General features: G+C 70.2%; 11 protein-coding genes. 3 read left to right on the plus strand and 8 right to left on the minus strand.

Going from position 1 to position 14406, the window contains the following annotated elements:
* Positions 1-78: 78 nt before the first annotated feature.
* Positions 79-2661 (plus strand): RCC1 domain-containing protein, encoded by a 2583-nt coding sequence (locus D3230_RS16405; RefSeq protein ID WP_202344663.1) that lies wholly within the window; start codon positions 79-81, stop codon positions 2659-2661.
* Here the strand turns inward: D3230_RS16405 and D3230_RS16410 are convergent.
* The 4 genes from D3230_RS16410 to D3230_RS08840 all read right to left on the minus strand — a co-directional run bounded on the left by D3230_RS16410 (position 2558) and on the right by D3230_RS08840 (position 7074).
* Positions 2558-5185: a LuxR C-terminal-related transcriptional regulator gene (locus tag D3230_RS16410; protein WP_202344664.1), complete on the minus strand. Its 2628-nt coding sequence runs from the start codon at positions 5183-5185 to the stop codon at positions 2558-2560. The genes D3230_RS16405 and D3230_RS16410 overlap by 104 nt on opposite strands.
* A gap of 20 nt (positions 5186-5205) precedes the next feature.
* Positions 5206-5874: a hypothetical protein gene (locus tag D3230_RS08830; protein WP_202344665.1), complete on the minus strand. Its 669-nt coding sequence runs from the start codon at positions 5872-5874 to the stop codon at positions 5206-5208.
* Positions 5871-6371: a S24/S26 family peptidase gene (locus D3230_RS08835; RefSeq protein ID WP_202344666.1), complete on the minus strand. Its 501-nt coding sequence runs from the start codon at positions 6369-6371 to the stop codon at positions 5871-5873. The genes D3230_RS08830 and D3230_RS08835 overlap by 4 nt, the downstream gene beginning before the upstream one ends.
* A 142-nt stretch (positions 6372-6513) precedes the next feature.
* Entirely contained in the window at positions 6514-7074 is a 561-nt protein-coding gene (locus D3230_RS08840) for a hypothetical protein (RefSeq protein ID WP_202344667.1), read from the minus strand.
* A 216-nt stretch (positions 7075-7290) separates the two neighbouring features.
* Here D3230_RS08840 and D3230_RS16220 point away from each other — a divergent pair, with 216 nt between their 5' ends.
* A complete protein-coding gene (locus D3230_RS16220; RefSeq protein WP_272929020.1) occupies positions 7291-7422 on the plus strand; it encodes a hypothetical protein in 132 nt (43 codons plus the stop codon).
* Positions 7423-7519: 97 nt separating this feature from the next.
* On the opposite strand, the gene D3230_RS08845 is transcribed toward D3230_RS16220, so the two are convergent.
* The 3 genes from D3230_RS08845 to D3230_RS08855 form a co-directional block, all read right to left on the minus strand.
* The gene (locus tag D3230_RS08845; RefSeq protein WP_337249137.1) at positions 7520-10570 is read right to left on the minus strand and encodes a bifunctional [glutamine synthetase] adenylyltransferase/[glutamine synthetase]-adenylyl-L-tyrosine phosphorylase; all 3051 of its coding nucleotides are present in this window, start codon (positions 10568-10570) and stop codon (positions 7520-7522) included.
* On the minus strand, positions 10567-11904 hold the full coding sequence (gene glnA / locus D3230_RS08850; protein ID WP_202344668.1) for a type I glutamate--ammonia ligase: 1338 nt from the start codon (positions 11902-11904) through the stop codon (positions 10567-10569). The genes D3230_RS08845 and glnA overlap by 4 nt, the downstream gene beginning before the upstream one ends.
* A 112-nt stretch (positions 11905-12016) precedes the next feature.
* A complete protein-coding gene (locus tag D3230_RS08855) occupies positions 12017-12223 on the minus strand; it encodes a methionine aminopeptidase (RefSeq protein ID WP_202344669.1) in 207 nt (68 codons plus the stop codon).
* Positions 12224-12288: 65 nt separating this feature from the next.
* Between D3230_RS08855 and map the strand changes: the two genes are divergently transcribed.
* A complete protein-coding gene (gene map, locus D3230_RS08860) occupies positions 12289-13158 on the plus strand; it encodes a type I methionyl aminopeptidase (protein ID WP_202344670.1) in 870 nt (289 codons plus the stop codon).
* Between the two features lie 42 nt (positions 13159-13200).
* On the opposite strand, the gene D3230_RS08865 is transcribed toward map, so the two are convergent.
* The gene (locus D3230_RS08865; protein ID WP_237467243.1) at positions 13201-14304 is read right to left on the minus strand and encodes an LPXTG cell wall anchor domain-containing protein; all 1104 of its coding nucleotides are present in this window, start codon (positions 14302-14304) and stop codon (positions 13201-13203) included.
* Positions 14305-14406: the final 102 nt, after the last annotated feature.

Here is a 14406-nt window from a genome sequence, read left to right on the forward strand (position 1 = left end):
CCGGCCCCGTAGATCGCCCCAGGGCACCTGCGGACCCTCCCGCGTTCGCGTTGACTTGAGGCAACGAAGGGGGCCGCTATGGGCACGGAGAGCGCACGCACCACCGCACAACACCGCACCGCGGTGCGGCGAGCCGGCCTCGGTCTCGCGATCGGGGCGGCCTGCATGGTCGTCGCGTTCGGGGCGACGTCGACGGTCGTCGGGGCCGTGACAACCGAGCGCTCGACGGTGCACGGCAACCGTTTCGCGACCGCGCTCCGGACCGCCGGAGGCGTGTACGAGCTCGCCGCGACGCCGGAGCACGGCACCGCGTTCGGACCAGGCCCGGCACTCGGCACGGTGAGCTTCGCGATGCTGCCCGAGGGCACCGACGCGGTCGAGCTCGAGGCCGGGGACACCATCACGATCGACGTCGCGCTCCCTGCCGGCGTCGTCCCCGGCGATCTCGCCCCCGATGATGCCGGACGCGGGTACACGCGCAGCTGGGCAGCGGCGGAGACCGGTGGCCGGTGGACCGTCAGCCAGTCCGTGACCGCCACCGCGACGGGGCGGGTCGCGCTTCCCGGAGCGCGCTTCCCGATCACCACCGACCTGGTCGAGGTGCGCCCTTCGGAGGATCTCACCATCGAGGCCAGCGCGCGTCTCCCCGAGCGGTACGTGAGCACCCACCCGACCGACCGCGCGGTGATCCCCGCCCACTGGAACGTGGAAGCGGGCGTCTATGGGCTCGAAGTCTCGGGCGGCGCCTCGAACACCGTCGACATCTCGTTTGCGAGCCACCCCGAGGACGCCGGGGAGTACCTCGCGCTCGTGCCGGGCGACGTGATGAGCACCGAGGTCTCGCTCCCCGCGGGTGTCTCCCCCGCCGCGCTTCCCGACGCGACGGAGGCCGCGGGCATCGCGTCTTCCTGGACCAGCGCGCGCGTCGGCCAGGGCTGGACGGTCACGCACACCCAGACGGTGACAGCGCCGCGCGCGGAGTACGGGCCCGTGACCGGCGCGTTCACGGCGAGTGTCACTCCCCAGGCCTGGAACGACGGGTACACCCTGACGGCTGCGGCGACGCTGCCGGCACGGTTCACGAGCGCCCAGGCGCGCATGGCCACCGAGGTTCCTGGCCGGGTGTCGCCGCCGGGGATCGGCCGCATCGCGGCGGGTGGGGGCCAGTCGATCGCGATCTCGCAGGCGTACCGGGACGGCTACGGCTGGGGGGTGAACGCCTTCGGGCAGGTCGGATCGGGCACGACCGCAGCGCAGGTGACGGCCCCAACCCGGCTCCGTCCGCTCGGAATCCAGCCGTACCTGCAGGTCGCGGCGGGGGCTCAGCACACCATCGGGCTGAGCGCCGATCTCCGGCTCTACGGCTGGGGTGCCGATCACGATCGCCAGACCGGGACCCCGCAGGGCACCGCAGGCACGGTCCTCACCCCGACAGAAGCGATCCCGACGCAGAGTGTCGCGTTCACCCAGGTCGCCGCGGGAACGCGCACGTCGCTCGCGCTCGATCGCACGGGCAGGGCGTGGGGCTGGGGCTCCCGCGCCTCCGGCGCACTCGGCAGCAGCGGCGCGGGCTCTCACGTGGACCGGCCCACCCCGCTCGCCCAGCCCGCCGACGTCAGCTTCATGCAGCTCGCCGCCGGGAACCAGACGACGTTCGGGGTCGACACCGCCGGTCGTGTCTGGGGCATGGGATCGAACGCAAACGGCCGCCTCGGTCTGGGCACCGGGGTCGCGCAGACGGGTGAGTTCACGCGGGTGCCGATGCCCGACGACGCGCGAATCGTGCAGCTCGCCGTGAACGGGTCCACCGAGAACCAGCAGGCCCTCGCCCTCACCGATGCCGGCGAGATCATCGCCTGGGGCATGAATGCGGGCGGCGAGGCCGGAATCGGCGTCGACGGGTCCCAGCCCGCGGCGGTGTGGACGCCGCGGAAGATCCAGGCGCCGGAGGGGGTCCGCTTTACGAAGCTCGCCGCGGGCGACGGCGTGTCGCTCGCGCTCTCCGAGACCGGGCACGTGTACTCGTGGGGAATCCAAACCCTCGGCTATGCGACGCCGTACCAGACGGCCGTACCGACGCTCGTCCCCCTGCCTGTCGTGCCCGGAGGGATCGTCGATATCGCCGCGGGCGACGCGCACGCCCTCGCGCTCGGCGCCACCAACGAGCTCTACGGGTGGGGCATGCACAACGGCGGCAGGCTGGGCACTTCCGAGACCGGCTTCCAGGTCACGCCGACGCGCATCGATCTCGCGCTGGCCCGGACCGCGGACGACAAGGCCGAAGCGGGCGATCCCGAGGCAGACGCGGCGGCCACCGGCCCTGCCGAGGACTCCGAGGACTCCGAGGACCCGGCCGAGCCCGCCGAAGCGGATCCGGACGGCACTTCCCCAGCGCCGGCCGACGATTCCGAAGCGCCGGCCGGCCACGGCACGGACGCGGACACGGACCCCAGCCTGGGAGGCGATGCGCCCGGCGCAGGGGACGGCGATGGCGACGCCGCCGTTAACGCGCTCTCCGGAGCGCCGGAGCTCGCCGCTGCAGCCGGCGCGCCCGCCGCTACCGGTGGCTCGCGTATGCGCCGATTTCCTCGCGCTCCAGCGCGCCGGACTTGCGGCGGATGTTGCGCAGGTGGGTCTCGACGGTGCGCACGGACAGCGTGAGCGCGCTCGCGATCTCCGGGTTGGTCATGCCCTCGGCGACGAGGTCGATGATCTCCCGTTCGCGCTCGGTGAAGCCGAGGCTCGACTCGATCTGCGTCAGCGCAACCTCGGTTGCGGGATCCTCCGAGGCCATGAGCGCCGCGACCTCCTCGCGCACCTCAATGGCCTGATCCTCCGCTCCAGCCTCGCGGAACAGCTTCGCCGCGGCGAGGAAGTACTTCAGCGCTGAGTCGTTGGCGTGCTCACGACGCAAACGCCTGGCGGCCTCGACCAGCGCCTCCGCGTCCCCGGTGTGGTGAGCGATCCGGGCATCGAGATACGCGAGGAACACGGTGCCCCCGAGATAGGCGAGCCGATCGCGCTCGGCCACAGCCGCGTCGACCCTGAAATCGAGCAGCAACGCGAGCATTGTCGAGCCGGCGGCCGAGAACTCGTAGCCCCGCTCGCGCAGCTCGGCGGCGAGGGCGAGGTAGTGCGCGCTCGTCTCCTCGGGTGTACCGTCGATCTCGGTGACCAGCGCGGCCGGGAAGCCGAGCGCTCCCATGGGCAAGGCGTCGCTTCTGCCGTGATATGACGCGCCGCGCTCAATGAGGGTGCCGACCGAGCTGATCCGGCCGCTGCGTCGGGCCGCGATCGCGAGCGCGTTCATCAGCGCGCGGTCAGGACCGAAGAGCAGATTCGCCGCCTGGAACTGGCCGCTCGCGGCGATGCTTCCCGCGGCCGTGGCGTCGGCGTAGCGACTCATCGTGAGCAGCGCCATCACCGCGACGTACGCTTGCGCAACGACCGCTGAGCGATCGAATCGTTCGCGGGCCACCGAGAGCTGCGACGAGGCCCACTCCAGCGCTTCCTGCGGCCGGCCCGCCGTCACGAGGGCAAGCCCACGCAGCGGTGCCGCAAACCGCGGCACCCAACCGGTGTTGGGCAACTTCGCGAACTGGGCAAGTGCGGTGTCGGGCCGCCCGCCGAGCGCGTGCATCGCGACCAGGACCAGCCCGCCCACGTCTCCCTCCAGGCCCGGAAGCTCGGCGATCTCCGCGATGCGGGTGAGCATCTCATCGGTCATCGCGTCCTGCTCGGCACGGAAGCCGAGGATCAGCGCCTCGACCGCGGCGGGGTGCTCCGAACGGCCGTTCGCCCGCAGAGCCGTCTCGATCTCCGCGAGCGGCCGCCGCTGCGTCACGAGCCACCGAGCATGCAGGTAGCCGAAGTAGAGCGCCTCCATCGGCGCGGCGGACTCGAGCGCGGTCCCCGCGACAATCTCCGCGATCTGACCGTCCGGTGCGTCGCCCGTGAGGCGCAGCTCAAGCGCTGCGATCGCCGTCCCCGGCGCGGGCCGCTCCGACCAATTCGCCCAGGTTCGGCTGAGATCCGCCTCGAAGCGATCGCGGAACGCGCGCGCGAGGAGCGGAACATCGGGGCTCGGGATGACATCGGCGAACTGGCGCGGCACCTGCGGCTGCTCAGCGATATCCTTGCCAAACTCGGCCCCCAGCACCTCCTCGATCTGCTGCCGGATCCGGACTCCGCGCACGGACGGCGCTCGGTGCCGGAAGTAGTCGCTGATCCCAGGGGGGTTCACCGTCACGCGCGGCCCGGCCCCCGCGGTGAAGAGCCGCACGAGTCCCCGACCCTCAAGCCGTTCGAGCTCGTCCTGGCCGAGGAGCGCGGTCGCCTGGTCGACGGCCAGGGGGCCCGTTGCGGCGAGCATCTCAAGTGCCTCACGCGTTTCCTCGGGGTACCGGTACAGGAGCGACTCGAAGGGTCCGTCGAGTTCGTCGGACCACAGGTCTGCGCCGTCGTGCCACACGTTGCCCTGCCGACGGATCTTCGCGTGTCGCCTGCCGCTGTCAGCGAAGGCGATCGCGTAGCCCGGGAGCCCGCCGGACTTCATGTGGATCCGGCCGCTGAGCGACGGTGATACCTGGTCTCCGAGCCGCTCCTCCAAGAGGTCGTGGATCGCGTCAAGTCGCAACTCGTCGAGGGTGAGCTTGACGACGGGATGCGCCACGCGGATGAGCAGGCGCTCGCCAGGATCGATGTCGCTTCGCGATGCCGAGCTGCCGACGATCGGCACGCCGGTCGCCTTGTGAATCTGTTCGAGCAGCACCCACGAGGCGGGGTCGAGCAGGTCGATGTCGTCCACGAGCACGACGGCGGGCCCCTCGCTCAGGAGCTCGGTGACGGCAAGCGAGAACTCGCCGCTGAGCTCGGCATCGGGTCGCCGGGTCGTCGGCAGGTTCGGGAGAGCGAGCCGGAACGCTTCGAGCGGCCGGGCGTGCTCGATACCGCGAAGCCGCACGAGCGCGAGCCCGATCCCGCGCAGCGCGTCCGCCGCGCGGCCGAGCAGTTCGGTCCGACCGGACCAGTGCTGCCCGATCACCGACACCGACGTGCCGTCGATCACGTACCTCACGATGCGCTGGACCTCGGTGTTTCGCGCGTACACGGGCTCCCCCTCCTGCTGCCACGGCGGGAGCCCCCGCTGGATGAGGGACATCGGGCACCCGTCCCGGTGGTTCACTACCGGCAGGATATCGCGCATCAGCACGCTCGCGCAGGAGCTGAAGGTCGGGAGCGGCGCAGGATCGAGGCGGAACCCGCGGTGAGCAACCCGGCCGCCCCGAATAGCAGGGCGAGCAGCGCGGGCCTGCTCCCGCCCGTGCCCGCGAGGTCTGAACGCTCGGGGTGCCCCGGAACGCCGCGGTCGATCCCCGTGAACGCGAGGTCGACGACCGACACCGCCTCGCCTTCGCCGGCGCGCGCGGCGGGATACTCCACCTGCACGCACAGTTCGATGGTCGCACCGGCGGCGATGATGCCGTGCGGCACGGGTGCGCCCGCGGCGAGCGTACCGTCCCGCGCTTCCGCCATGAGCTCGGCCGAGCAGTCTGCGGAGCGGCGGGACGAGAGGAACAGCGCATCGGCGCCGTCGCCCCCGCCGTGCTCGGACACCACCACGGGCGTGAGGGCGAGTTCGAGGTCTCTGCCGGAGCCGTTGTGCACTCGCGCTGTGGCGCGCACCTGCTCGCCGGGGTGCAGCGTCACGGCGAAGAGCTGCCGTGCTGGCGTGACCGTGAGTGGCTCGATGCGCTCGGCACCCGCCGCGTCGTGCTGCGCGAGCGCCGGGCCGGGACCCGCCACCGCGACCGCGAGGGCGGTGACGGCCACGCCTCCCGCGCGCAGCATCGCACGCAGGTGCCGGGCGGTCATTCGGCGTGGCCGGGCTGCGCCGCACGGCCCGTGCGCCGGCTCGGCAGAAAGAGGGCGATGAGGAACACGGCACCCACGATGAGTCGGACCGCCCACAACTCGGACACCCGGAAGAGCGTTCCCCAGATCCCCGTGAGCGCGAGCCGCGGGGTGCCGAGGACCTGAGCTGCGGTGACGGGAAGCGGGTCGCTCACCTCGTTGCCGTCGCCCTTCAGGATCGCACCGTCGTCCGTGACGGTCTCGACACGGTGGACGTACTGGTCCGAGGTATCGCCGGCTGAGAACGACACCACGACGGGGTGCCCTGGGGTGCGGAGTTCGTTCCCGGTGGGGGCCTGAACGACGAGCACGTCGCCGACGTCATAGGTGGGTTGCATCGAGACGCCGGTCACCGTCATGTAGTAGTCGCCGCTCACGGTGGCCCAGAGAAACGGGACGGCGAGGGCGACGAGTGCGAGGCTCGCGAGTGTCCGCAGGGTCAGAATGAAGCTTCGCATGGTGTCCTCCGGGTACCGGCCCGCGTGGGCCCTGACGGGTCTGGCGTGTGTGCAACGTGCGCGCGGCGCCGAGCAGGGGGATCCCCAGGGGGGTGGGGGGGGTGGGGCTGCTCGGCGCCACGGGTCTGGGGCCGCCTCCGCGTTAGTTACTCGTGGCGATGCTGGAGAACAGGTAGTCGGCGGTGACCTGCGAGTCGTCGAGGTCCGCTGCGTGGAGCGCTGCGGCGTCGTCGACAAACACATCGACGCGGACCTTGGCGCTTGCGCCCGGAGCGAGCTCAAACGCGTCGCTGCCGTCGAGGCGCATGTCGGCGAGCGAGCCGGTGCCGACGAGCGTGCCGCCGTCGACCGCAACGCGCGTATCAAGCGCGTCGGCGAGCTGCGCACCGTTCGCGCCGCCCGGCTGAACCTGGGACGCGAGCGTCACGGTGAGCGTCGCGTTCGTGGAGGTGTTGGTGGCCGTGTAGTATCCGGTCACCGCTTCGCCATCCATCTCGCCGGTAAAGGTGTTGGTCATCGGATCGCCCGTGACGACGAGCTCGCCGTCCGCGCTCGTGTCCGAGATGTCCGTGCGGAACACGTTGTCGAAGATCGTACTGTTCGCGGTGACGAGCGCACCGCCCACGGTGACTCCGGCAATCAGGAGGAGCGAACCGCCGGCGATCGCGATCTTCTTCTTCTGTGTGGATTTCTGCGCAGCCATGGTGCCGTACCTTTCTCAGGGGGTGTGGGTGAGAGCCACGTCGCGTCGGTGTGCCGATGCGCTGTCCGTGCCTCGAGACCGAGTCAACCGCGGCCGGCCGGTGCCCCCAGCCCCCTGAGCTGAATCTGCGGGGTGCGGCACCGAGATCTACGCGTGGTGCACGCGCACGTACGTCCATCACCCGTGGCGCGTACTCGATGCCGGGCCGCTCGGATCATGCAGACAGCTGGGGCGGTGTCCCGCCCGGTGGCAACGTCGCTGTTGCGGCGCTGGGTGGCGCTAGGATTCGAGCTCGTCCTCGAACTCGGCCCCGTCTTCGGCGAGCAGGGCCTCCAAGAGTGTTTGTAAGTACTGCATAACGATCAGGTTACGCTTCGGTAACGGATTCCGCTACCCCTCGTGGGTGAACGGTGGGAAAACATGCCGTGTCGGCGCCGTTCCCGAGCTACGGCACGTCGCGATACTCGGGCTCGTCGGTGTACCCGAAGAAGTCGCGCTCCACCACGGCCCGAGCCCGCCGGGACACCGCGAACCAGCGTTCCTCGAGCTCCGAGGTCTTCCCGCGCGGCAGTCCCAGGACATTCGCGATCCCCTCGAGCTCGTTCCAGTCCGTGGGGAGCGCATCCGAGGAGCGCCCGTTCCAGAGCTTCAGCGCCGAACGAACCCGGCTCGCGTAGCGCCAGGATTCCTCGAGGTGCGCCGCGTCCTCGTCGTCGATGAGGTGCAGCCGAACTGCGGCGTGCAAGGCAGTGAGCGTCGACACGGTGCGCAGTTCCGGGTGCTCGGCACCGTGGCGCAGCTGCAAGAGCTGTACGAGCCATTCGACATCGCTCACTCCCCCGGGGCCCAGCTTCAGGTGCCGGGTCCGGTCCCCGCCGCGCGGCAGCCGCTCAGCCTCCACCCGGGCCTTCATCCGCCGGATCTCACGCACCTGTTCCTCGCGGAACGCGGCGGGATAGCGGATCTCGTCCGCGAGCGCGACGAAGTCCGCACCCAGCTCCGGATCCCCCGCGACGGGGCGGGCACGCAACAACGCCTGGGCCTCCCAGGTCACCGACCACCGCTCGTAGTAGGCGCGCGAGGAATCGAGGCTCCGTGCGAGCGGACCGTTCTTCCCCTCCGGCCGGAGATCGAAGTCGAGATCCACCGGGAACCTGGGATCCGACACCAGCCGGCGCAATTCCGAGACGCGGCGGAGCGCCTCGCGGCTCGCGGCCTCCGGGGCCACGCCATCGAGGGCACGGTACACGGCGATGACGTCGAGATCCGAGGCAAAGCCCATCTCGCCCCCGCCGTATCGGCCCATCCCGATCAGCGCGAAGGCAATGATCGGTTCGCGACCTGCCGCCACCTCCTCGCGACCGAGCGCGAGCAGCAGGCCGTCGAGGAGGGCGGTGTGCGCCGAGTCCAAGCCACGGGCGACGTCGCCATCGGTCGTGACGCCGGTGAGTCGCCCGAGAGCGAGGCGGAGCACCTCGCGGCGGTGCACGGTGCGCAGCGCCGCCGCGGCCTCATCAATCGTGGCGCGACGGGACGCGAGCGCGCGCATCTCCTCGAGCAGCGCGGTCAGACCGATCGGGCGCAGGAGCTCATCGCGTTCAAGCCAGGCGACCGCCTCGGGGATCGACTCGAGCAGCTCCGCGGCAAACCGCGACGAGGACAGCACGCGGGTCAGCCGTTCCGCGGCCTCGGTGCCGTCGCGCAGCAGTCGGAGGTACCAGGGTGCCTCCGTATTCGCCTCGCTCACCCGGCGGAAGGCGAGGAGGCCGTAATCCGGGTCGGTCCCGTCGGCAAGCCACTGCAGCAAGACGGGCAGCAGATTGCGGTGGATCCGCGCCCGCCGCGACGTCCCACGCATCAACGCGGACAGATGCCGCATGGCGCCATCGGGATCGCGGAAGCCGATGCTCGAGAGCCGGGCCCGCGCCTCGTCGCTGCCCAGCACGAGCTCCTCATCCGGCAACGCCGCGACCGCGCTCAGAAGGGGTGCGTAGAAGATCTTGAGGTGCAGTTCCCGCACCTCGCGTTGCGTGCGCCGCCAGGTCTCAAGAAGTTCCGGGCCGGTCGCGGCGAGCCCGCTCGCGCGCGCCAACACACGCAGGCCCTCGGGATCGAGCGGCATGATCGCGGTGCGCCGCAGCCCCTCGAGCTGCAGGCGGTGCTCCAGCACGCGGAGAAACTGATAGTCGGAGATCAGCCGGTCGCCGTCGCTGCGAGCCACGTACCCGCCGCTCACCAGCGCCCGCAGCGCCGGGAGCGTTCCCGCGACGTGGAGGCGATCATCGTACTGGCCGTGGACCAGCTGCAGCAGCTGCGCGCTGAACTCGATATCGCGGAGGCCGCCCGGGCCGAGCTTCAGCTGCACGTCGAGCTCATCATCGTCGATGTGCTCGGTGACCCGCTCGCGCATCCGCTGCACCGAACCCACGAAATCCTCGCGCGACGACGAGGCCCAGACGAGCTCGCGCGTGCCGTCCACAAAGTCGGTGCCGAGTTCGAGGTCCCCCGCCAGCGGCCGCGCTTTCAGCAGGGCCTGAAACTCCCACCCCTTGGCCCAGCGGTCGTAGTAGGCGAGCATCGAACCGAGGGTGCGCACGAGCGCCCCGTGCCGGCCCTCCGGACGCAGGTTCGCGTCAAGTTGCCACAGCGGTGGCTCGATCCCGGGATCATGGATCCCGCGCATCGTCTCGGTCGCGAGGCGGGTCGCGATGCGGATCAACGCGTCCGTGTCGAACGCATCCGCGTCCGCGCTCTCCGCGATAAAGACGACGTCCACGTCGGAGACGACGTTGAGCTCCTCCGCGCCGCACTTCCCCATCGCAACGATCGCGAGCCGCACCGCGTCGAGCCGTTCCTGACGCACCGGCGGACCGCTCACGCCCGCGGCGAGGCTCGCGCGGGCCACCGTCAGCGATGCCTCAATGGCGGCGCCGGCCAGCACCGACAGCGATCCGGCGACGTGCTCGAAGGCCTCCTCCGCGAGCCCTTCGGTGGTGCGCTCCAGGTCGAAGAGCGCGACGCTGGCAAGCAGTCGCCGGTAGGCGACGCGGAGCGCCGTCCAGCCCGCGTCCCCCGGAATCGGCGCCCCGGTGGCGTCGTGCACCGCCGCCTGCAACGCGGCGTGCGCGTGCGCTTCGGGGACGAGCGCCCCCCCTCCAGCGAGCAGCTCCGTGAGCCCCTCGGGTCGGCGCGCAAAGAAATCGCCGAGCGCGGGTGACGCGCCAACGAGCAGGCACAGTCGCTCGAGGCTCGTCACATCCAGCTCGTGCACCAGCTCGGGATAGCGCTCGCACAGTTCCCGGACGCGGCCGAGCGCCGCGTCCGGGTCCGCCGCCGCGGCGAACGCGCGGAGCAGCTCTCCCGGGGCGACCCCGAGATCCGGCAGCAGCTCCGCGAGCGCGTCACGGGATGCGGTCAGCTCCTGAAACCCCACCCGCGCCGCGTCCGCAAGCGAGAACGGGTGCTGATCCTGCACCCTCCGGTCGCGGGAACTCACACGGTGTCAAGCATCGAGGTGAGCTCGTACGGCGTCACCTGGCTGCGGTACTCGGCGACCTCGCGGCGCTTGTCGCGCAGGAAGTACGCGAACACCTGCTCCCCAAGGGTTTCCGCCACGAGCTCGGAGCGCTCCATGACCGCGAGCGCGTGGTCGAGGCTCGTGGGCAGCGGGTCGAAGCCCATGGCACGGCGTTCACCGTCGCTCAGCGCCCACACGTTGTTCTCCGCCTCGGGCGGGAGTTCGTACTCCTCTTGAATACCCTTGAGCCCCGCCGCGAGCAACACGGAAAAGCCGAGATACGGGTTCACGGCGCTGTCCAGGGCGCGGTATTCCACCCGAGCGGCACCGCCCTTGCCGGGCTTGTACATGGGGACCCGCACGAGCGCGGAGCGGTTGTTGTGGCCCCAGCTCACGAAGGAGGGCGCCTCGTCACCGCCCCAGAGGCGCTTGTACGAGTTAATGTACTGGTTGGTCACGGCAGTAATCTCCGGGGCGTGCCGCAACAGGCCCGCAACGAAGCGGCGCCCCGTCTGCGACAGCTGGTACTTCGCGCCCGGATCGTAGAAGGCGTTGGTGTCCCCCTCGAACAGGGAGAGATGCGTGTGCATGCCGGAGCCCGGGTGACCGGCGAGCGGCTTCGGCATGAACGTGGCGTGCACGCCCTGCGAGATCGCGACCTCCTTCACGACCGTCCGGAACGTCATCAGGTTGTCCGCGGTCGTGAGCGCATCCGCATAGCGCAGATCGATCTCATTCTGCCCCGGACCGGCCTCATGGTGGCTGAACTCGACCGAGATCCCGAGCTCCTCCAGCATGGCCACGCTCTCGCGCCGGAAGTCGTGGGCCGTGCCGCCGGGCACGTTATCGAAGTAGCCGGCCCGGTCGACCGGGACGGGACCCTTCCGGCCAAACACCTTCGATTTCAGGAGATAGAACTCGATCTCCGGGTGCGTGTAGAACGTGAAGCCCTGCTCCGCGGCGCTCGCGAGCGTCCGCTTCAACACGTTGCGCGGATCGGCGACCGCGGGCTCCCCGTTCGGGGTGCGAATATCGCAGAACATCCGCGCCGTCGGCGCTTCCTTGCTGCGCCACGGCAACAGCTGGAAGGTGCTCGGATCCGGCACAGCGAGCAGGTCCGACTCGTAGGCACGGGTCAGCCCCTCGATCGCAGAACCGTCGAACCCGATGCCCTCGCTGAACGCCCCCTCGACCTCGGCCGGCGCGAGCGCGACCGATTTCAAGGTTCCCGAGACGTCACTAAACCAGAGCCGCACGAAGCGCACACTGCGTTCCTCGATCGTGCGCAGGACAAAATCACGCTGCTTGCTCACACCGACTCCGTTTCGTTCGGGGTCACCGCCGCGGGGTCCCGCGGCAGCGTTCACCGTTTCAGACTATCGCCCGCCCGTGACGTTCGTGGTACTGCGGCACGAGCCACGCGGCCTAGGCGTCCTTTTCCTCGTCTTCCTCGCGCAGCAGACGCGCGCGCTCCGCGAGAATCTGCGTGGCGTGGGCGGCTTCCTCGCGCGTGCGGAACGGCCCGACACGGTCGATCGAGAGCGACTGCGGCCCCTCTTCGACTTCCCCGGTGCGCTGATTGAACCAGTACGTCTCCTCGGGATCGTCGATCCCCCAGTCCCGCTTGCTCATGAGCCGTCTCCCTCCATCTCGGCCGGTGCCCGACAGATGCCGGGCGTACTTCATAGACTAGAGGCATGCCCTTCGATGCACACGGAAATTTGATCCCCGGGTCGCGCCCGAGCCCACTGACGGTCCCCGCTCACATTGCGCGACCCCCGTACGTCGGGCTCCAGGTGCCCCCGGCCTACACCGGCAACAACACCTACACGGAGGCCGAGATCGAGCTGATCCGCACCGCGGGCCGTATCGCGTCCCAGGCGCTCGACGCGGTCGGGGCGGCTGTCGCCCCGGGAGTGACGACGGCCGAACTCGATCGGGTCGCTCACGACGTCGTGGTGGCCGCGGGCGCGTACCCCTCGACGCTCGGGTATCGCGGCTACCCCGCGTCCTCCTGCACCTCCGTCAACGAGGTGATCTGCCACGGCATCCCCGACGACACCGTGCTTCGTGAGGGCGACATCGTGAACGTCGACGTCACCGCATACCTCGACGGCTTCCACGGTGACACGAACCGCACGTTCCGCGTGGGCCAGGTGAGCGAAGAGGTCGATCTCCTCATCGAACGCACCCACGAGGCGATGATGCGCGGGATCAAGGCCGCCAAGCCCGGCCGCGCCGTGAACGTCATCGGCCGCGTGATCGAAACCTACGCGAAGCGCTTCGGCTACGGCGTGGTCCGCGACTTCACCGGGCACGGCGTCGGCTCTTCGTTCCACACGGGCCTCATCATCCCCCACTACGACTCCGCGCCGAGCTATGGCGACCTGATCGTGCCCGGCATGGTGTTCACCGTCGAGCCGATGCTCACGCTGGGCACGCACGAATGGGAGCAGTGGGACGACGGGTGGACCGTCACCACCCGCGACAAGAGCGTCACCGCCCAGTTCGAACACACGATCGTGGTCCGCGAGGACGGCTTCGAACTGCTCACGGTCTCGGAGTAGCGCGCCGGGCGCGCTCTCAGTGGAGAGCCCGCCCGGCGTTCCTCACGCCGCGCGACGCCGGGCGAGCAACACTCCGGCGCCCGCGGCGAGCAGCAGCGCCCCGACGCCGAGCCCGGCCAGCCCGTCCTCGGCACCCGTCTTCGCGAGTTGCGCGCCGCTCGGCTTCTGGGGCGCAGGATCACTCGTCCCCGGGTCCGAGCTCGTCGGGTCGGTTGCGGGATCGGTGCCCGGGTCCGTCGCCGGATCGGTGCCCGGGTCCGTCGCCTGATCGGTGCCCGGGTCCGTTGTCGGATCGGTAGCCGGGTCCGTTGCCGGATCGGTCGCCGGGTCCGTTGCGGGATCAGTGCCCGGGTCGGTTGCCGGATCCGTCGCGGGATCGGTGCCCGGGTCGGTTGCCGGATCCGTCGCGGTGTCCGCAAGCGTCACCGTGCATCCTGGCCCCTCGTAGGGCACCTCCTGATCCGCTTCCCACACATACGGGGGTTCCACCCACTTGGTGCTCCAGAAGCTTCCGGTGAGGCCATCGACGAGGGAAACCTCCCCGCTCAGGCTCTCCGGAAATGTTGCGGTGAACTGCAGCACGCTCGCCGCGTCGTCGGTCAAGTTCCAGGGGAAGGGAAAGTCGCTCGGACGGACTTGCTCGCCCGCGATGCCCCCGCTCGTCTCCGTGCGCGCGTCGATGTCATGGGTCCAGGTGATCGTGCGACCGTTCAGCTCGGCCCCTTCCCAGGGTGCCGCCTCGTTCTCGAGCACGGTCTCGACCTGCCAATCGGAATCGACGCCGTCGTCGGCCGGACCCGTGACCACAGACTGGCTCACGCGCAGCGACGAGATCGTCACGTCCGGCCCGATATGCACCAGGTTGCGCGCATCACGATACTCCGCGGGCAGCGGCGCGAACGCATCATTCGCCGTGGGCGAGTTGTCCTCACCGGCGAGGGTGTTCTGGTCAACGTAGGTGACGTCGAAGGTCCGATCGCCGGTCTGCACAACGTGCATGTTTCGGATGCCGCTCAGGAAGACATCGCACACCACGTCCCCGACCTCGGCCCGGGCCTGCGCACCGGTTGCGGTACTCGCGACGATCCCGGTGCCGGTCCCGATCAGCAGGAGCGACAGTGCCCCCGCAACGTAACTTTTCTGCAAGAGTTCCCCCATGTCTCATGACGCTGCCGACGCACACGGAGGATCGGGCTGCGCGAGCAGGCGTGCCCCCGAGGCAGGTGCATCGACGGTGCAGGCAGCAAC

Origin of the sequence: Leucobacter chromiireducens subsp. solipictus, assembly GCF_016758195.1 — a bacterium.
Classification (GTDB): Bacteria; Actinomycetota; Actinomycetes; order Actinomycetales; family Microbacteriaceae; genus Leucobacter; species Leucobacter solipictus.